This is a genomic window from Alkalicoccobacillus gibsonii (assembly GCF_016798245.1).
In the GTDB taxonomy this organism is placed as follows: Bacteria; Bacillota; Bacilli; order Bacillales; family Bacillaceae_D; genus Alkalicoccobacillus; species Alkalicoccobacillus gibsonii.
On sequence record NZ_JAEUZA010000004.1, the window covers coordinates 220,400 to 239,758 of the forward strand.

At 41.2% G+C, this 19,359-nt stretch carries 16 protein-coding genes; 15 read left to right on the forward strand and 1 reads right to left on the reverse strand.

Annotated elements, in window-relative coordinates; all coding sequences use genetic code 11:
• Positions 1-127: 127 nt before the first annotated feature.
• The 6 genes from JNO66_RS16145 (at position 128) to yihA (ending at position 9,213) form a co-directional block, all read left to right on the forward strand.
• Positions 128-1,225 (forward strand): tetratricopeptide repeat protein, encoded by a 1,098-nt coding sequence (locus JNO66_RS16145; RefSeq protein ID WP_210340911.1) that lies wholly within the window; start codon positions 128-130, stop codon positions 1,223-1,225.
• 156 nt (positions 1,226-1,381) lie between these two features.
• Positions 1,382-2,674 (forward strand): trigger factor, encoded by a 1,293-nt coding sequence (gene tig, locus JNO66_RS16150; RefSeq protein WP_203089820.1) that lies wholly within the window; start codon positions 1,382-1,384, stop codon positions 2,672-2,674.
• A gap of 331 nt (positions 2,675-3,005) precedes the next feature.
• Entirely contained in the window at positions 3,006-4,280 is a 1,275-nt protein-coding gene (gene clpX / locus JNO66_RS16155) for an ATP-dependent protease ATP-binding subunit ClpX (protein WP_203089823.1), read from the forward strand.
• Between the two features lie 147 nt (positions 4,281-4,427).
• A complete protein-coding gene (gene lonB, locus JNO66_RS16160) occupies positions 4,428-6,098 on the forward strand; it encodes an ATP-dependent protease LonB (RefSeq protein WP_203089826.1) in 1,671 nt (556 codons plus the stop codon).
• Positions 6,099-6,305: 207 nt separating this feature from the next.
• Complete coding sequence (gene lon, locus JNO66_RS16165; RefSeq protein WP_203089829.1) at positions 6,306-8,627, forward strand: endopeptidase La; 2,322 nt, start codon at positions 6,306-6,308, stop codon at positions 8,625-8,627.
• 4 nt (positions 8,628-8,631) lie between these two features.
• Positions 8,632-9,213 carry a ribosome biogenesis GTP-binding protein YihA/YsxC gene (gene yihA / locus JNO66_RS16170; protein WP_203089832.1) on the forward strand — a complete coding sequence of 194 codons (582 nt, stop codon included), beginning with the start codon at positions 8,632-8,634 and terminating at the stop codon, positions 9,211-9,213.
• Positions 9,214-9,257: 44 nt separating this feature from the next.
• Here yihA and JNO66_RS16175 read toward each other — a convergent pair whose 3' ends face one another.
• Positions 9,258-9,713: a hypothetical protein gene (locus JNO66_RS16175; protein WP_203089835.1), complete on the reverse strand. Its 456-nt coding sequence runs from the start codon at positions 9,711-9,713 to the stop codon at positions 9,258-9,260.
• Between the two features lie 267 nt (positions 9,714-9,980).
• On the opposite strand from JNO66_RS16175, the gene hemA reads away from it, so the two are divergent.
• From hemA to ysxE, 9 genes are all read left to right on the forward strand, one after another.
• A complete protein-coding gene (hemA, locus tag JNO66_RS16180) occupies positions 9,981-11,363 on the forward strand; it encodes a glutamyl-tRNA reductase (RefSeq protein ID WP_203089838.1) in 1,383 nt (460 codons plus the stop codon).
• A gap of 16 nt (positions 11,364-11,379) precedes the next feature.
• A complete protein-coding gene (locus tag JNO66_RS16185; protein ID WP_203089856.1) occupies positions 11,380-12,195 on the forward strand; it encodes a cytochrome C assembly family protein in 816 nt (271 codons plus the stop codon).
• Between the two features lie 27 nt (positions 12,196-12,222).
• Positions 12,223-13,152, forward strand: coding sequence for a hydroxymethylbilane synthase (gene hemC / locus JNO66_RS16190; protein WP_203089858.1), 930 nt, complete (start codon positions 12,223-12,225; stop codon positions 13,150-13,152).
• On the forward strand, positions 13,142-13,930 hold the full coding sequence (locus JNO66_RS16195; protein ID WP_203089861.1) for a uroporphyrinogen-III synthase: 789 nt from the start codon (positions 13,142-13,144) through the stop codon (positions 13,928-13,930). Before hemC ends, JNO66_RS16195 begins: the two co-directional genes overlap by 11 nt.
• A gap of 6 nt (positions 13,931-13,936) precedes the next feature.
• Positions 13,937-14,923 (forward strand): porphobilinogen synthase, encoded by a 987-nt coding sequence (gene hemB / locus JNO66_RS16200; protein WP_203089863.1) that lies wholly within the window; start codon positions 13,937-13,939, stop codon positions 14,921-14,923.
• A 15-nt stretch (positions 14,924-14,938) separates the two neighbouring features.
• Positions 14,939-16,225: a glutamate-1-semialdehyde 2,1-aminomutase gene (gene hemL, locus JNO66_RS16205; RefSeq protein ID WP_203089865.1), complete on the forward strand. Its 1,287-nt coding sequence runs from the start codon at positions 14,939-14,941 to the stop codon at positions 16,223-16,225.
• 138 nt (positions 16,226-16,363) lie between these two features.
• Complete coding sequence (gene spoVID, locus JNO66_RS16210) at positions 16,364-17,413, forward strand: stage VI sporulation protein D (protein WP_203089868.1); 1,050 nt, start codon at positions 16,364-16,366, stop codon at positions 17,411-17,413.
• 19 nt (positions 17,414-17,432) lie between these two features.
• Complete coding sequence (locus JNO66_RS16215; protein ID WP_203089870.1) at positions 17,433-18,344, forward strand: hypothetical protein; 912 nt, start codon at positions 17,433-17,435, stop codon at positions 18,342-18,344.
• Positions 18,341-19,357, forward strand: a complete 1,017-nt coding sequence (ysxE, locus tag JNO66_RS16220) for a spore coat protein YsxE (protein ID WP_203089873.1) — start codon at positions 18,341-18,343, stop codon at positions 19,355-19,357. The genes JNO66_RS16215 and ysxE overlap by 4 nt, the downstream gene beginning before the upstream one ends.
• Positions 19,358-19,359 lie beyond the last annotated feature (2 nt).

Here is a 19,359-nt window from a genome sequence, read left to right on the forward strand (position 1 = left end):
ACATTAATACAAGTCGGAGGTATCTTTGTCAAAAGGTATCTCCGTTTTTCTAAAGTGAGCAAGGGTTGCTTTTGCATTTGTAATAGGAAAGGTGAACTGGTACACTTTACCTAACTTTAGACATACGATGAGTCCAATTAGAGCGGGAGCAAAACGAATGACCGACAAATCTCACAAGAACGATCAGAACAATATTATTCTTTATCCTGGATTGGTGCGGAGGCTACTTGAACTAGGCATGGATGCTCTGAAAGCAAAGGATGGAAAGAGAGCACATGAGTATTTTGAACAGGCCGAATCCATTGAACCGGAAAACGCAAAAGTTCGGTTTGGAAAAATGCTCAGTTTAGTAGAGCTTGGTAAGCTAGAAGAAGCAGTAAACTTAACGGATAAGCTTCTTAGAGAGGACAGCGGAGACTATTTTGAAAACTTGCAGGTACATATTTCATTACTCGTTCAGCTTTCTAGATATGAAGAAGTGATTGAGCTGTTAGATGCTGTCTTAGCTGAAAACCGCTTCCCGCATCAACATGCCGAAAGCCTCTACAAGCTTCTCCATTTTAGTAGACAGATGACAGAAAGCTTACCGAGTGTCGAGCAGTCGCTGGTTGAAGAAGAACTAGATGATGAGGTTGAACAAGAAGAGCTAGATAAACTGCAATCGTCGAATCCGGAGCTTGAATGGCAAGCTATACAAAATCTAGGGAAGAAAAAGCAGCGCCAAGCAACAGAAGCTTTTATTACTTACATAGAAGATTCAACCAATGATTGGCTATTACAGAGCTATGCCTTGCAATTTTTAATGGATTGGAATGTTGTTGAAGAGATAACGATAACCAAACTTGGACAAACTCAAGTCGTTGTACCAGACACACTTAAAAATGAAGGAAAGCTGACTCATTTTATTTCAAAAATGAAACAGCTACTAGTAGAGTCTCTTGAGCATGAAGATCCCATTCTTATGGAGATGTCTACACAACTAATGGTCTTACACTCCTTAACTCTTTTTCCGTTTTTACCAGAGGAATCAGAGCAGAGAAGTTATGCGGCCGCGTTCACAATTATTGCCTGCGAGCGAATTGCAAGTGATTATAATGAAATCGAAATCGTGGAGACGTTTAAAACAAATCGTTCAGACGTGCTAAAGAAGATCGAGTTTATCGAAGAATTAGAGGGTCAAGTTTTCAGGCATGGTCTACCTCACTTTCATGAAACGGACAGATAATACATACATAATCAAAAAAAGTTTTTGAGAGCTTTTTGCTAATTCTAGTGCTTCCATTGAAAAGCAAGGGCTTTATGTTATAATAGTGTGGTTGTCAATCATGTATAACGGAAATCAATCGTTTTTAGAACGAAGATATAGTTGGAGGGAACACGAATGAGTGCAAAATGGGAAAAGCAAGAAGGAAATCAAGGAGTTTTAACAGTAGAAGTTGAAGCTGAGAAGGTAACAGAAGCTTTAGATGAAGCGTTTAAAAAAGTATCTAAAAAAGTAAATATCCCTGGATTCCGTAAAGGGAAAGTACCACGTAGTCTTTTTGAAAAGCAGTTTGGTGTAGAGTCTCTTTACCAAGATGCATTAGATCTTCTTCTTCCAGAAGCGTATGCAAGTGCAGTTGATGAAGCTGGAATTACTCCAGTTGATCGTCCTGACATCGACATCGAGAAAATGGAAAAAGGAAGCGAGCTTGTTTTTAAAGCAACAGTAACAGTTAAGCCTGAAGTTGAACTTGGTGACTATAAAGGTCTACAAGTAGAAGCTCAAGAAACAGATGTAACTGAAGAAGACATTGATGCTGAACTTAAACATCTTCAAGGTCATCAAGCTGAGCTTGTTGTAATCGAAGATGGAGCAATTGAAGATGGGGATACAGCTGTTATTGACTTTGAAGGTTTCGCTAATGGTGAAGCATTTGAAGGTGGAACGGCAGAGAACTACTCTCTAGAAGTTGGTTCAAACTCATTTATTCCAGGATTTGAAGAGCAGCTAGTAGGCTTGAAAACTGGAGATGAGAAAGATGTTGAAGTAACATTCCCTGATGAGTACCATGCAGAAGATCTAGCTGGACAACCTGCTACATTCAAAGTGAAAGTACACGAAATTAAGCGTAAAGAGCTTCCTGAGCTTAATGATGAGTTTGCTAAGGATGTAAACGAAAATGTTGAAACTCTAGATGAGCTTAAAAAAGAAGTAAAAGAAAAGCTTGAAAAGCAGAAAAAAGATACAGCAGAAAATGCTACACGTGAAGCTGTAATCGAACAGGCAACTGAAAATGCAACAATTGATATTCCAGAAGCAATGATCACAACTGAAACAGATCGTATGCTTCAAGAATTTGGTCAACGTCTACAAAGCCAAGGTATGGATCTTGAAACGTACTACCAGTTCTCTGGACAAAACGAAGAAGCAATGCGCGAGCAGTTTAAAGAAGATGCTGGTAAACGTGTAAAAGCAAATCTAGTACTTGAAGCGATCTCTATTAAAGAAGAAATTGAAGTATCTGATGAAGATGTTGATAATGAGCTAGAAAAAATGGCTGAAATGTATCAACGTCCTGTTGAAGAGATTCGTACAATTTTCACTGCTCAAGGTGGAGTTGAGAATCTTAAAGCAGATCTTAAGATCCAAAAGGCGATTGATCTTCTTGTAGAAGAAAGCAAAACGGCTTAATGAACACTAGGAAACAAGGTGCGGACTCGGACGCACCTTGTTTTTCTTCTAGGGATTTTAATGTATGATGAGGTCGATTTTTGAACATGCTTAGGAGACTGTAAGAAAAATCTTTTGAAAAAAAGGGTTTTCGAGCAATTATCTTGAATGTATACAGTGTCTTCACATAAACTAACCTATAACAGACATGTATGCATGATACCGTACATAGAAGAGCAAATGAATGTCGCACTACCTAAAGTATGCTACAATAGCTGAAACTCGTAGAAACAGATTGGAATTAGAAGGCTTTTTAGTTGAACTCGGAGGATGAATCGTTTACTTTATAGAGGTGATTTCTTTGGCTGATAAGAGTAGGGAACTTTCATGTTCGTTCTGTAGCAAGACGGAAGCGCAAGTAAGAAAGATAATCGCTGGACCAGGTGTTTACATTTGTGATGAATGTATTGAATTATGTACAGAAATTGTGGAAGAAGAGCTTGGAACAGAAGAAGAAGTAGAATTTCAAGAAATTCCAAAGCCATATGAAATCTGTGAAGTGCTAGATGATTATGTCATTGGTCAAGGGAATGCGAAAAAATCGCTTTCCGTAGCAGTGTACAATCATTATAAGCGTATTAACTCCTTAAGCCGCTCAGAGGAAGTTGAGCTTGCTAAGAGTAATATTTGTATGATTGGGCCTACAGGTAGTGGTAAAACGTTACTTGCTCAAACGTTAGCACGTATTCTAAATGTACCATTTGCAGTAGCTGATGCTACATCACTAACTGAAGCTGGTTATGTTGGGGAAGATGTAGAGAACATCTTACTTAAACTGATTCAAGCAGCAGACTATGATGTTGAAAAAGCGGAAAAAGGAATTATCTACATCGATGAAATTGACAAGGTAGCTCGTAAGTCTGAGAACCCGTCTATTACACGTGATGTATCTGGTGAGGGTGTACAGCAAGCCCTTCTTAAAATTCTTGAAGGAACAACAGCAAGCGTGCCACCTCAAGGCGGACGTAAGCATCCTCATCAAGAATTCATCCAAATTGATACGACAAATGTTTTATTTATTTGTGGTGGAGCATTTGACGGGATCGAGCAAATTATTAAACGCCGTCTTGGTAAAAAGATCATCGGATTTGGATCCGATACAAAACAAGAAGAACTAAAACCAGGTGAATACCTAGCAAAAGTTCTCCCAGAAGATTTATTACGTTTTGGACTTATTCCAGAATTTATCGGTCGCCTACCAGTCATTTCAAGTCTAGAGCCACTTGATTCAAAAGCGCTTGTTGAGATCCTAACTCAACCGAAGAACGCACTAGTGAAACAATACCAAAAGCTTTTAGAGCTTGATGATGTTGAACTTGAATTCACAGAGGCCGCTTTAACTGAGATCGCCAATAAAGCGATTGAACGTAAAACAGGTGCTCGTGGACTTCGTTCCATTATTGAAGGCATCATGCTAGATGTGATGTTTGACCTACCGTCACGTGAAGACATTGTGAAATGTATTATTCACGATAAATGTATAACGGAAGATGCCGCACCAATTCTTAAATCAGATGATGGTACGGAAATTACCATCGATGCGAGAAAACCAAAAGAAAGTGCATAACGTAAAGAGCAGCGAATAGTCGCTGCTCTTTTTTTGTTTGTACTCATTCTTCCAACATTTACTATGCGTTAGACAAATATGCCGTAATGAGTCTACGGCGGTTCGGTCATACTAAACACAGATTAGTGAGTGACAGGAGGAAATGGTGTGAACTGGACAGGTATTGTGTTAATTGTACAATTATTTTTTGGTGTAGTCATTGGCCTTTACTTTTGGAATTTGTTAAAGGGTCAACGCAGTCAGCGAGTCAGTATTGATAAAGAATCAAAAAAAGAGATGGAACAACTAAGAAAAATGCGAGCGATTACGTTAACAGAACCATTGTCTGAAAAAGTCCGTCCAAGCGGATTTGAAGACATTGTTGGTCAAAAAGAGGGAATTCGTGCATTAAAAGCAGCACTGTGTGGTCCAAACCCTCAGCACGTTATTATATATGGTCCACCAGGCGTTGGTAAAACAGCAGCAGCCCGATTGGTACTAAAGGAAGCCAAAACGCATGCAGGCTCTCCTTTTGCTAAGGAAGCTGTTTTTGTAGAACTAGACGGAACAACAGCCAGATTTGATGAACGGGGAATTGCTGATCCACTAATTGGTTCTGTTCACGATCCGATCTATCAAGGAGCCGGTGCTATGGGACAAGCAGGTATTCCGCAACCCAAGCAAGGAGCTGTATCAAAAGCACACGGAGGCGTATTATTTATTGATGAGATTGGGGAGCTTCACTCCATTCAACAAAATAAACTTCTGAAAGTGTTAGAAGATCGCAAGGTTTTTCTAGAAAGCGTCTACTACAATGAAGAGAATGCTAACATACCTAAGCACATCCATGAGATATTCCAAAAGGGATTGCCAGCTGATTTTCGCTTAATTGCAGCAACAACAAGGCAACCGGATGAAATTCCACCAGCTATTCGTTCTCGCTGTATGGAAGTGTTTTTCAGAGCGTTAAAGCCTGAGGAAATAATAAAGATCGCTCAAAATGCCGCGCAAAAAATACAATTTGAACTAGACGAACAAGCAGGGACGAAGATATCAAAATATGCAACAAATGGTCGTGAAACCGTCAATATTATTCAAATTGCCTCAGGACTGGCATTAGCAGAGGGGCGAAAACAAATTCAAGTGAACGACATCGAGTGGGTCCTTCATGCTGGACAAATTACACCGCGTCCAGAAAAACGAATTCACGATGAGCCAGCTATTGGACTTGTGAATGGATTAGCTGTATATGGTCCGAACTTAGGTGCACTCCTTGAAATTGAAGTCAATGTCATTCCTCACATGCAAAAAGGAACCATTAATATTACAGGCATTGCTGAGGAGGAGAGCACTGGAACCCAATCACGTTCAATCCGACGCAAAAGTATGGCCAAAGGTTCCGTTGAGAATGTAGTCACCGTACTACGACGAATGGGAACACCAACTGCTGATTACGATATTCATGTGAACTTTCCAGGTGGGGGTCCAGTGGATGGACCGTCAGCTGGGATTGCAATCGCTTGTGGGATCTATTCAGCGATTCATGAACAACCAATTAGGCATGATCTTGCCATGACAGGAGAGCTTAGCATTCGTGGTCAGGTTAAGCCCATTGGTGGTGTGGTAGCAAAGGTAGAAGCAGCTAAGTTAGCAGGAGCAACCAAAGTCATTATTCCGGTTGAGAATGCCGAGTCCATTCTTCAGGAAATTGATGGAGTAGAGGTCATACCGGTTTCCACATTGGATGATGTGCTTGAACTTGCATTATTACCATCCATTAAGGAAGAAACCATTCCGGCGCAGGCTGCTACTAAAGGATCAATTGCTACGTCTGTATAAATAGACAAAAAAACCTGGATAAGATAGAATTGAGAAAGTGCTTGACTATGCCTAGAAAGCGATTAGTTATGAAAAGAAATGTTGACATAATGTGCGCGTATAACAGCAAGAACGCATAGACTACGATAACAGAACGAGGATTAGGGTCTACTAAGAAACTAATCCTTGTCTGATTTGTCTGGAACAGGAATTCGGAGGTGTTCGCGGATGGTCGAAACAGAAAAGAAACGGCATATTCCGCTTCTGCCTTTACGTGGATTATTGGTTTTTCCAAAGATGGTGTTACATCTTGATGTAGGGAGAACAAAATCTGTAGAGGCTTTGCAGCAAGCGATGGAAGATGACCAGGAAATTTTTCTGTCTACTCAGAAAGAAATTAAGCTTGATCAACCAACAGAAGAAGATATCTACACGGTTGGTACGCTTGCTCGTGTAAACGAAATGACAAAGCTTTCAAATGGAACGGTTCGCATTCATGTAGAAGGTCTCAAGCGAGCGAAGATAGAGCGGTACATTACTAATGAGTCCTATTTACATGTTGAGATTTCAGCTATTCATGAAGAGGACACAGAAGTGACGTCAGAAGTACAAGCGATGATGCGGCACGTCATGTCCATGTTTGAGCAGTTCTCTAAGATTTCAAAGAAGGTGTCTGCTGAAACAGTAGCTACGGTTGCCGATATTACAGAAGCAAGTCGTTTAACGGATGTCATTGCAGCCAACTTGCCACTTAAGCTTCAACAGAAGCAGGAGTTACTTGAAACAAGCTCTATTCACGCACGTCTTGTTAAGCTAATTGACATTTTAAATAACGAGCAAGAGATTCTCGGTCTCGAGAAGAAAATTAGCCAACGTGTTAAGAAGTCGATGGAAAAAACGCAAAAGGAATATTATTTGCGTGAACAGATGAAGGCTATTCAGAAAGAGCTTGGAGACAAAGACGGACGCTCTGGTGAAGTAAGTAGCTTAAGAGAGCAGATTGAAGCTACGGAGATGCCAGCCTCAACAAAAGAGAAAGCATTAAAGGAACTAGATCGCTTTGAAAAGATGCCTGCAAGCTCAGCTGAGAGTTCTGTTTTACGGACCTATTTAGACTGGCTTATCCAACTACCGTGGGTCAATGAAACCGATGATCAGCTTGATGTAAATCATTCAGAACAAGTATTGAATGAGGATCATTATGGACTGGAAAAGGTAAAAGAACGTGTCTTAGAATATTTAGCGGTCAGACAGCTTACTCAAGAGCTGAAAGGTCCAATTCTTTGCTTAACAGGTCCTCCAGGAGTAGGGAAAACCTCTCTTGCTCGTTCCATTGCTCGTTCACTTAATCGAGAATTTGTTCGGATGTCGCTTGGAGGCGTTCGTGATGAAGCCGAAATTCGTGGGCATAGACGCACATATGTAGGGGCGATGCCTGGTCGATTAATTCAAGGGATGAAAAAAGCGGGCACCATCAATCCTGTCTTTTTACTTGATGAGATTGATAAGATGGCTCAAGATTTTAGAGGAGATCCATCTTCTGCGTTGCTTGAGGTCCTAGATCCTGAACAAAACAACACATTTAGTGATCATTACATTGAAGAGCCATATGATTTGTCTAAGGTCATGTTTGTAACAACGGCAAATAATTTAAACACCATTCCTGGACCTTTACTTGACCGGATGGAGATCATTTCAATTGCTGGATATACAGAGCTTGAAAAAATGGAGATTGCTAAAACATATCTGCTTCCAAAACAGATTAAAGAACACGGATTAAATGGTAATAAAATGCGTGTAACAAATGAAGCACTCCAAAAGGTTATCCGTTACTACACACGTGAAGCGGGTGTAAGAAACCTCGAGCGACAAATGGCAACTCTTTGTCGGAAGGCAGCTAAAGTTCTCGTTACCGGGGAAAAGAAACGTGTAAATGTAACCGACAAAGTTGTTGAAGAAATGCTTGGTAAGCCTCGTTTCCGTTATGGGCTTGCAGAAGAAGAAAATCAAATTGGTGCAGCTACTGGACTTGCTTATACATCAGCAGGTGGGGATACATTATCAATTGAGGTATCAGTTGTACCGGGTAAGGGTAAGCTGACGTTAACAGGAAAGCTTGGAGACGTTATGAAAGAGTCGGCTCAAGCGGCATTCAGCTACATTCGTTCTCGCTCTAATGAACTGAAGATTGACTCTTCCTTCCATGAAAATATGGATATCCACATTCACGTGCCAGAAGGAGCCACTCCTAAAGATGGTCCATCTGCTGGAATTACAATGGCTACAGCCTTAATTTCTGCGCTAACAGGTCGTTATGTTAAACGTGAAGTAGGAATGACAGGTGAGATTACGTTAAGAGGTAGAGTTCTGCCTATCGGTGGATTAAAAGAAAAATCAATGAGCGCGCATCGTGCAGGGTTAAAGACCATTATTATTCCGCAAGATAATGAAAAAGACCTGGATGATATTCCAAAGAGTGTACGCGATGAGCTTCAATTTATACTCGTGTCACACCTGGATCAGGTGTTGGAACACGCTTTAGGGGAATGACCATATGAAAATTACAAAGGTTGATCTTAAGTATATTGCTGTGAAACCTGAACAATATCCTAATACCTTTCTGCCGGAGATAGCCTTGGCAGGAAGGTCCAATGTGGGTAAATCATCATTTATTAATAAAATGATCAATCGGAAAAGCCTGGCGAGAACGTCTGGTCAGCCCGGTAAGACTCAAACTCTTAATTTCTATGAAATTAATGAAAAGATTCATTTTGTTGATGTACCAGGGTATGGGTTTGCTAAAGTAGCAAGATCAGTAAGAGATCAATGGGGAAAAATGATTGAGCAGTTTTTTATGGAACGCGAGCAGCTAAAAGCGGTTTTACTGCTTGTCGATTCGAGGCATAAGCCTTCAAAAGAGGACAAGCTCATGTATGATTGGTTGCATCATTTTGATATTCCGGTTATTGTTGTTGCAACAAAGGGTGACAAAATTCCTAAATCAAAATGGCAGAAGCATCTAAAAATTATTACAGACGAACTTGAAATGCGAGAAGAAGACCAACTTTTGCTTTTCTCATCTGAAACAGGGTACGGACGTGAACCTGTCTGGCGTGCCATTCAAAAAATGATTTAACATGTGAAAGAGGCAAATGATTCTTGGAATCATTTGCCTCTTTTTTATTTCTTCTTCTGATAAAGCATAATGAATCCAATGACAATAAGTACGATCGGCCAAAAATAGTCTCCAAATGGCAGAAAGGCTGGGTTTTGCAAATAGGGTTTCCATGGTGAGAGCATAAATAGTGCAAGCAAAAATAACAAAATGCCTGGGATAAGACCTTGATGTCTCGTCCGAGTATAAAGGAATAAAAAGGACATACTGATAATGAGCGGATACATACCCAAATGGCTGGGCCAAAATGAAATGAGCTGCAATCCGTGATAATGAATGGCTAGGCCAATTAAGAGCGCACCTGGAAACGACAAAAACCCGTCATATTTACTTTGAAACAAAAGAGCCAATCCAATGATTAGTAAGATAGAAGGCCAGGTTAGAAGTTGATTTCCTGCTAATTGCGGGAAGGCTTGTAATAAAAAGTAGCTACCAAGTCCGATGAGCAAGACACCGGGCATTATGGATACGGCTTTTCCTTTTCTCAGAATTCATACCTCCGATTTTGTGGTAAGCAGATCATTTGCCGAAATGAGTCAAAAGGCATACCATTAACAGGGTTAGTTTGTTAAACTTGAATTTATGGTAGCACAACATGAGAAAAAGTTCACATAAATTTACGATGAGAATGCTCATTTACATGTTATACTATTGAATGAATGAAACCGAGTACAATGTTAATGGGTAAGCACATAGACCGTAATATTTTTTTAAGGGGTGAGCGACACATGCACATAATACAAGTGGGATTAAATTATAAAACAGCCCCGGTTGAGATGAGAGAAAAAGTTGCATTTCAGGAAACGGAGCTCCCCGCTGCTTTAAAACAATTACGTGTGTCAAAGAGCATACTAGAATGTGTAATCATATCTACCTGTAATCGGACAGAAGTGTACGTCGTTGCCGATCAGCTTCATACGGGTCGTCATTTTACGAAAACATTTCTGTCGGATTGGTTTGATATTTCAAAAGATGAGATTACACCTTATCTTCATATAAAAGAAAACGATGTGGCCATTGAGCACTTAATGCGTGTAACAGCCGGACTTGATTCAATGATTCTAGGAGAAACACAAATTCTAGGACAGGTTAAGTCTCAGTTTCTGCTTGCACAAACCGAACAAGTGACAGGTACCATCTTTAATGAGTTGTTTAAACAAGCAGTGACATTTGCCAAAAAAGCTCATTCTCTAACGGACATTTCACAGCAGGCGGTTTCTGTCAGCTATGCAGGTGTTGAGCTAGGAAAACGTATTTTTGGAAGCTTTGCTAAGAAGAATGTACTTGTGCTAGGAGCGGGAAAAATGAGTGAGCTCACAGCCAAGCATTTGCATTCAAATGGAGCTGCAGAAATTACAGTGATCAACCGTACAGAAGAAAAAGCAAGAGAGCTTGCAAATCGCTTCTCAGGTAAAGCGAGAGCGTTTGATGAGCTTGAAGATGCTTTGATTGATGCGGATGTATTTATTAGTTCAACAGGTTCACGTGATTTTGTAGTAACAAAACAAAACGTAGCGGCCGCTTTGAAAAAAAGAAAAGGGCGCCCGTTATTTATCGTAGATATTGCGGTTCCTCGTGATATTGATCCAGCGATTGGTGAATTCGATGACGTCTATCTATATGATATTGATGATCTTCAAAACATCGTTGAGTCAAATCTAGCTGAAAGAGAAAAAGAAGCCGAAAAGATTGGACTTCTAATTGAAGCGGAGCTTGTTCAATTTAATCAATGGTTAAATACACTGGGTGTGGTTCCAGTGATAACAGCTCTACGTTCTAAGGCTTTAGCTGTACAAGCTGATACAATGGAGAGTATCGAACGTAAGCTTCCTCATCTCTCTGAGCGCGATCGTAAAGTCCTGCGTAAGCATACAAAAAGTATAGTGAATCAGCTGCTAAAGGATCCGATTACTCGTATTAAAGAGCTAGCGGGCGAAGAGGATCCAAACGAGTCACTTGATATGGTGACAAAGATGTTTGCTCTTGAGTTTGAGCTCGCAGAACAAGAGAAGCAGGCGTCCATGCGTGCAGCTGAAGATCAATGGGAACAAAGTAAGCACGTGTCGTTTGCGACGGTTCCTTCTGAAGATAAGGTGGCTGTCCGTTCTTAAGTGAGGAGTTCCTAATATGAATTGGATTTATCCTATTACTGTTATTTTATACAGCTTCAGTGTCCTCGGATACTTTATTGATTTTATTTTTAACAACCGGAAAGTCAACGTTGTGGCTTTCTGGTTGCTTTCAATTGTCTGGAGCTTACAGACAGTTTACTTTGTCCTGAGAGCACTGGAAGTGGGGAGATTTCCAATCGTTACCCCATTTGAAGGGCTCTTTTTTTATGCGTGGAGTGTTGTGACCATTTCATTAGTCATTAACCTACGCTTCAAAGTTGATTTTCTGATCTTTGTGATGAATGTTGTTGGCTTCAGTATGATGACGATGAGTCTGTTTAAGCCACATACGGAAGTTCCAACGTATTTAGCGAGTATGCTGCAATCGGAGCTGCTCGTACTACATATTAGTTTTATTCTGCTTTCATATACAGCCTTTACTTTAAGCTTCTCGTTTTCGATTCTTTATGTTCTTCAGCATCAAATGTTAAAAAAGAAAAAGTGGAGCAACCGTTTAGAGCGCTTTGGACCGTTTCCATTTTTAGAACGCTATTCGTTTTTAACAGCTTCCATCGGTTTTCCGCTTATGCTAATGGGAGTGATCTTTGGCTTTGTTTGGTCCTCCGTTGAATATGGGAGCCTGCCTTGGACGGATGTAAAGACCCTTACGTCCATGCTGACCTTAATCGTTTATGGGGTGTATCTTTACCAGCGTGTGGTAAACTATAGAAGAGGATACCAGACGATTCTGTTAAACATTAGTGCGTTTTTAGTTTTGTTAATCAATTACTTTTTATCAGGTCAATATTCTAATTTTCATATCTGGACTTGATGACAGCGAGAAGAAATGGAGGATGTTATGCGTACGATCGTTTTAGGAACAAGAAGAAGCAACCTAGCATTAACTCAAACAAAGTGGGTCATTGAGCAATTAAAGCAGCTTAACTTGCCTTATCACTTTGAAATAAAAGAAATCGTGACCAAAGGAGATCGGATTCTCGATGTCACCTTATCCAAGGTCGGTGGTAAAGGGTTATTTGTAAAAGAAATTGAACAAGCACTTGAACAGGGTGAAATTGATTTGGCTGTTCACAGTATGAAGGATGTTCCTTCCGTTTTACCTGATGGCTTTACGCTTGGAGCGATTACAACAAGAGAAGACCCACGAGATGCATTAATCTCAGAAGGTCATGTGAAGCTAGCAGACTTACCAAGTGGCTCCATTGTTGGGACAAGCAGCTTAAGACGATCCTCTCAAATTCTTGCGAAGCGACCTGACCTTGAGGTACAGTGGATTCGCGGTAATGTCGAGACTAGATTACGAAAGCTAAAAGAAGAATCATTTAGTGCCATTGTTCTTGCGGCAGCAGGTCTGAACCGACTTGGCTATACAAAAGATTTTGTCACTGAGTATCTAGAACCTGAGGTTTGTGTGCCAGCTGTTGGACAAGGGGCACTTGGGCTTGAGTGTCGTACAAACGATCAGGAGCTCATTGATCTACTTGATAAATTGAATTGTCCAACAACCTCTCAAACCGTCCGAGCGGAGCGTAGCTTTTTGCATACGCTTGAGGGAGGATGCCAGGTTCCAATAGCTGGATATGCTACATTAAAGGATGGCCAGCTTGAGTTAACAGGTTTAGTTGGTTCACCTGATGGTAAAGTCCTTTTACATGAAACAAAGTCCGGAGACTCTCCAGAAGAACTAGGAAAATCTGTTGCGGCTGCGTTATTGGATCAAGGGGCTGACGAAATTTTAGAAAAGGTTAAGCGTGACCTTGATTCCTAATTCATTAAAAGGAGCGCGGGTCCTCATTACTCGTGCTCCAGAGCAAGCAGAGCTTTTTGCTCGGCAAATTGAACAATTAGGTGCAAAAGCACATCAGGTGCCTCTCATTGATGTGCGTCCGTGTTTAGGTCATGAGCAACGCATGCAACTGATCAGTAAACTCCATTCGTTTCAATGGATTGTATTTACAAGTGTAAATGGTGTGAGGTTTTTCTTAGATTCTTTAACAAAGCAAGAACTCATGATCATCCGTCAATCAATGAAGGTGGCATCTGTTGGAACACAAACAACAAAAAAGCTCGAGGACTACGGGATTCATGTGAATCTTATGCCGGCACACTATGAAGCAGGGTCACTTGCAGAGGCACTACTCTCACAAACAAAAACAGGTGATCACATTTTGATACCGAGGGGAAACCTAGCGCGTCCACTTTTAGCGAACAAGCTGTTGGAATCAGCTCGTGTCGTATATGATCTACCGGTTTATGAGACGTTTCAACCAAGCGAAGCCGAGAAACAGCTTGAGGCAATCGCAGCAAACTCGGTTGTGCCTAATTACCTAACATTCACTAGTGCCTCAACCGTTAGGCACTATTGCACTATTAGTAGCCGGTTAGTCAGCGGGACAGGGCACTTATTCCCAGATGCAAAAATCATCTGTATTGGACCAATCACAGCGATTGAGGCGAAAAAGTGTGGGCTTACAGTCTCAGCTGTACCGAGTATTTACACAACAAAAGCCATGATTGAAGAAATGGTTCGTTTAAATAAGGAGTGAAGCAACATGTCAGAATTAACATTTGATCGGCATCGTCGGCTAAGACAATCTTCCTCTATACGGAGAATGATTAGAGAGACCACATTAAGCCACGATGATTTTATCTATCCAATCTTTGTGAAGGAATCAGGAAGTGAAGTAACTGAGGTCGCTTCGATGCCAGGAGTGTTTCAATGGCCACTTCATGAAGTCCTGAGTGAAGTAAAAGAAGTAGTTGAGCTTGGGATTCCGTCCATTATTCTTTTTGGTCTTCCGGCTGAGAAAGACGCTGAAGGAAGTCAGGCTTTTCATGATCATGGGATTGTGCAAGAAGCGACCCGAGTCATTAAAGAGGCGTATCCTGAGTTAACAGTCATTGCTGATACATGTCTGTGTCAATTTACAGATCATGGCCACTGTGGCGTCATCAAAGACGGCGAAATTGATAATGATCCGTCTCTTTCTATTCTTGTACAAACGGCTGTTTCACAAGCAAAAGCAGGAGCTGATATTATTGCTCCGTCTAATATGATGGATGGGTTTGTTACAGCGATTCGCCACGGTTTAGATGAGGCTGGATTTACTCATGTACCGATTATGGCTTATTCCGTAAAATATGCTTCTGCCTTTTATGGACCGTTCCGTGATGCGGCACATGGTGCCCCGTCCTTTGGTGATCGAAAAACGTATCAAATGGATCCTGCTAACCGAGAAGAAGCGATTCGTGAAGCTCAATCAGATTTAGAAGAGGGTGCCGACTTTTTAATTGTAAAGCCAGCTCTTTCTTATCTGGATATTATTCGTGAAGTAAAGGATTACTCTGGTGTTCCTCTTGTTGCGTACAATGTAAGTGGAGAGTATGCGATGGTAAAGGCAGCAGCACTCAACGGCTGGATTAATGAACGTGAAGTGGTGCTGGAGAAACTTCTAAGTATGAAGCGGGCTGGAGCGGATCTTATTTTAACGTATCATGCAAAAGATGCTGTGAAATGGATGAACGAGTCAAACAGATAAAGGAGCGGTCAGGTCATGAACTATTCTAAATCAGAAGCAGCCTTTGAACAGGCAAAGCCACTTATGCCAGGTGGGGTGAATAGCCCAGTGCGTGCGTTTAAGTCAGTGGATATGAGTCCTGTTTATATGGAAAGCGGTAGCGGTTCAAGAATTCGAGATATTGATGGGAATGAGTACATTGACTATGTGCTTTCCTGGGGACCGTTAATCTTAGGTCACGCTGATCCGCAAGTTGTTGAACAAATTAAAAAAACAACGGAAAAAGGGACAAGCTTTGGCGCACCAAATGAGCTAGAAACGAAGCTTGCTCAGCTTGTCATTGATCGTGTTCCATCGATTGAAGTAGTGCGCATGGTGAACTCTGGAACGGAAGCAACGATGAGTGCCCTGCGTTTGGCTAGAGGCTATACAGGACGTTCAAAGATCTTAAAGTTCACAGGCTGCTATCATGGACACGGTGATTCTCTATTAATCAAAGCCGGATCTGGAGTGGCTACATTAGGGCTACCTGATAGTCCTGGTGTTCCTGAATCAGTTGCTAAAAATACACTAACGGTTCCATACAATGATGTTCAAAGTGTTCGTTATGCCTTTAACGAATTTGGAGACGATTTAGCCGCAGTTATTGTAGAGCCTGTTGCTGGAAACATGGGAGTGGTACCTCCTGAACCAGGTTTTCTTGAGACATTACGTGAGTTAACAGAGAACAACGGCACACTGTTAATTTTTGATGAGGTTATGACAGGTTTCAGAGTTGGGTATCATTGTGCACAAGGTACGTTTGGTGTGACACCTGATCTAACGTGCTTAGGAAAGGTAATCGGTGGCGGTTTACCGGTTGGTGCTTTTGGAGGGAAACGTGAAATCATGGAGCAAATTGCTCCAAGCGGTCCCATCTATCAAGCAGGTACTCTTTCTGGAAACCCACTTGCTATGACTGCAGGATACGAAACATTATCCCAACTGTCAGAAGCCGATTACGAAGTGTTCTCAGCAAAAGCGAAACGATTAGAAGAAGGGTTGTCTGAAGCGGCTAAAAAGCACGACATTCCTCATCACATTAATCGTGCAGGTTCAATGATCGGTCTTTTCTTCACCAATGAAAAAGTAGATTGCTTTGAAAAGGCACAGACGTCCGATTTGTCGATCTTCTCTCAATACTTCAAAAACATGCTAGAAGAAGGGATCTCATTGCCTCCTTCTCAATTTGAGGGAATGTTCCTCTCTACAAAGCATACGAATGAAGATATTGAGGCGACTATAGCTGCAGCAGAACGTGCATTTGCAAAAATAACGAAATAAAGAATAGAACCAGATCTCTTTACATACGTGTAGAGAGATCTTTTTTTGTCATAAATCTAATGGTTGGCTCATAGTCTTTTCATGTACGGATTGTATAGTCATGATTGTTTGGAATTGATTTAATAAGGAGGAATTAGAATGACGCAGGAGCATCCCTCAAAATTAACTTTAACGGTAGAAGAATCGGTATGGCTGAATAAAGGACAGGAAATAGAAGAAATTCTCGGTATGTCACTATCACCTGAAATCACAATCAAAGAGAGTGGAAACCAGGTTAGTATTGTCGGTGGGTTACGACTAGTAGGAGAATATTTACTCGCTGATTCAGATCAAGCCACGGAACAAGAAATTGATGATGAGGATGGATATCGTGAGCAAGCCTCGTTTCGTTCAATCGAGGAAGTAAATGTGTCTGAGAATGGGAAGGGTGATTTAAAACACTTTTTTCCAATTGATGTAACCATTCCTTTAGATCGAATCCAGAATTTACAGGACATCTATGTTGAAGTCGAATCGTTTGATTATGATGTACCTGATAAGAGCTGCATTCAGTTAACAGCTGACATATCCATTAGTGGAATGACTACGCAAGACGAGCCTGCTAGACGTGTCGAAGCACAAGAGGCTGTTCAGGAGGATGCAGAAGTAGAACAAGAGGAGCAAGCAGTAGACACATCTTTTGCCTATGAAGCGTATCAATTGCCCACGCCTGCACCTGCGATATCAGAAGAAGAGGAAGTTGACGAAGAAGTCGTTCGTGCTGAGGTAGAAGAAGATATTGAAGTAGAAACAGAAGTGGTTTATGCAGATGACGACGCAACGGTTTCTGAACTCCAGAGAATTACACTTGCACCAAAGCAACCAGAGGTGTATGCGGAAGAAAACAATAGAAATGATGCCTATTATGAAGATCAACAAGACCCCCAATCAGAAGAAGAACAAGCTCAACAACCAGCATATCAAGCAACGGAAGAGCGCGAAGAAAACGCACTTTATCTAACAGGCATGATGGCTAAAAGTGAAGAGCAATTTACAAGAGTAAAAATGTGCATTATTCAAGAAGATGAATCACTTGATACGATTGCAAACCGTTATGATGTATCAACGAGTCAGCTCATTCGTACCAATCGATTGGAAGCGGATCACGTGGAAGCTGGTCAGATTCTCTACATTCCCGTCCAGTCTTAGTTTGAGGGGAGGCGCTTAGATGGATCTGGTCAAGGATCTTCAGAAGCAGTACGGATGGCAGCATGCAAAGATGATAGATGAGGACATTATTGAAACGGACTACGGTCTAAAACGAATGAGACATTGGGATGATCAGAGTCTCTTGAACTGGCATATCAATTGGCGCGATCATTGTTCCCGCGCGCCAATTGTTCTTACTGATCGAATGATTCGGACGAAAGAGAAAGACGCTTATTTTACTTTGGAATCCACTTGGGTTACCGTTCATGATGAAGTAACTGAACCATTTTCATATATAGAAAATGGACAGGTACTTGGCACTCTGATTGGATTGATGATTGATTACGGATTAAAAGCGGAAATGGAGATAAATCGGACAAAGCGGGAAGTGCCTGATCTTTTTACACTCGAGAAAAAGATCTGGCGCTTCCCAGAGTCATTTCAGCCCACCTTGAGAAACATGGTTCATGAAGGCAAGCGACGTCTAAAAAAAGCAAAAGCGATAGAGAACAAGCATTTAGAAGAAGCGCAACGGCCTCTGCTTGATCCTCTTTATCATGCAGGACAAGCGAGGAGCGTTCACGGGATGCTGCATTGGAATGGTAGCACTGAATATCCTGAGGAAGGCTATGCATCGCTTAGTCAATGGTTAAAGAAACAAACGACTGAGCTAGATTCAGAAGGGTTAGCAGGTGTACTGAATCAAATAACTGAAGTGTACCGAGCTTTTCCGGATCATCAAGCACACTTTTTATTAGCAGAGTGTCTAATTCCTTATGAATTAGAAGCGATTAGCCAAATTGATCCGCGAATGGTATCGGAAGAAACTCTCCAATCGATGTTTCTACAATGTAAGCTAGATTGGGATGAGTCAAAACATATCGTTGAAGGAATAGCAGATTGGCTGGATAGGAGGAATCAGTCAAAATGAACCAACAACAATCGTTTTTAGAAGCAATCTTATTCCATTATGATTTATACCCCGAACGCATTGAGTCAGCTTTTGGAAAGGTGAAAAAGCTGGAGTCACAAAGGGGCGTCTTTGCCCTAAAAGAAACCACCTTATCTCAGTCCCAGGCAGATGAACTAGTCCATGCTATGCATCGATTAACAAAGCTCGGCTACAAACAAGCGATCCCTCTCATCCCTACAAAATACGGGGAATATACAATCACAGTTGGAGAGGCCAGCTATTATTTGATGCCATGGGTAGAATCACCTGAGTATACAGCTAGAGAGTCGATGGAAGAAAAAATTATCGACCAAATGGGTGTCATTCATCGGATGACAGTTAAAACACAGGAGCTTTCACTTGAACAGCTTGAGCAATCCTACCAAGAGCTATTGAAACGATGGGAATCGCGACAATTAACCTTTATGCATTTTGCAGATCAAGCTGAGCAAAAAATATACATGTCACCTTTTGAATTAACCTTTCTGACTCATGTTCATCTTCTCGATCAAATGGCAGAAGTGGCTAAGTTTCAATTAAATAACTGGTATGAAGCAGCTAAGGAAAAAGGAAAGTATCGAAGCGTATTAAATCACGGCAGACTTTCTCGTAATCATGCTTTATTCACCCCAGATAACGAACCACTTCTTTTTAATTTTGAACGTGTGAGTCTTGATACACCTGCTAGAGACTTAGCAACGTTTTGCAGATATAGTTTTCCTTATGCGCAGTGGTCCGATGAAGAGGTTCTAAGATGGTTTGCAAGATACGAGCATCACTTGCCTTTATTGGATGAAGAAAAACAACTTTTATGTAGTTATCTTTGCTTTCCAGAACCGGTGGTGTACGCAGTGGATGCGTATCATCGAAAGGAATCAGACTGGAGCGAGCTAGCTCACGTTCAGCGATTAGAGAAGCGTTTACTGTCAATGAGAAAATCTCAGCGGTTAGCCTCTAGACTTTTACCAACGTCAACAGAATCTCACACATAGAT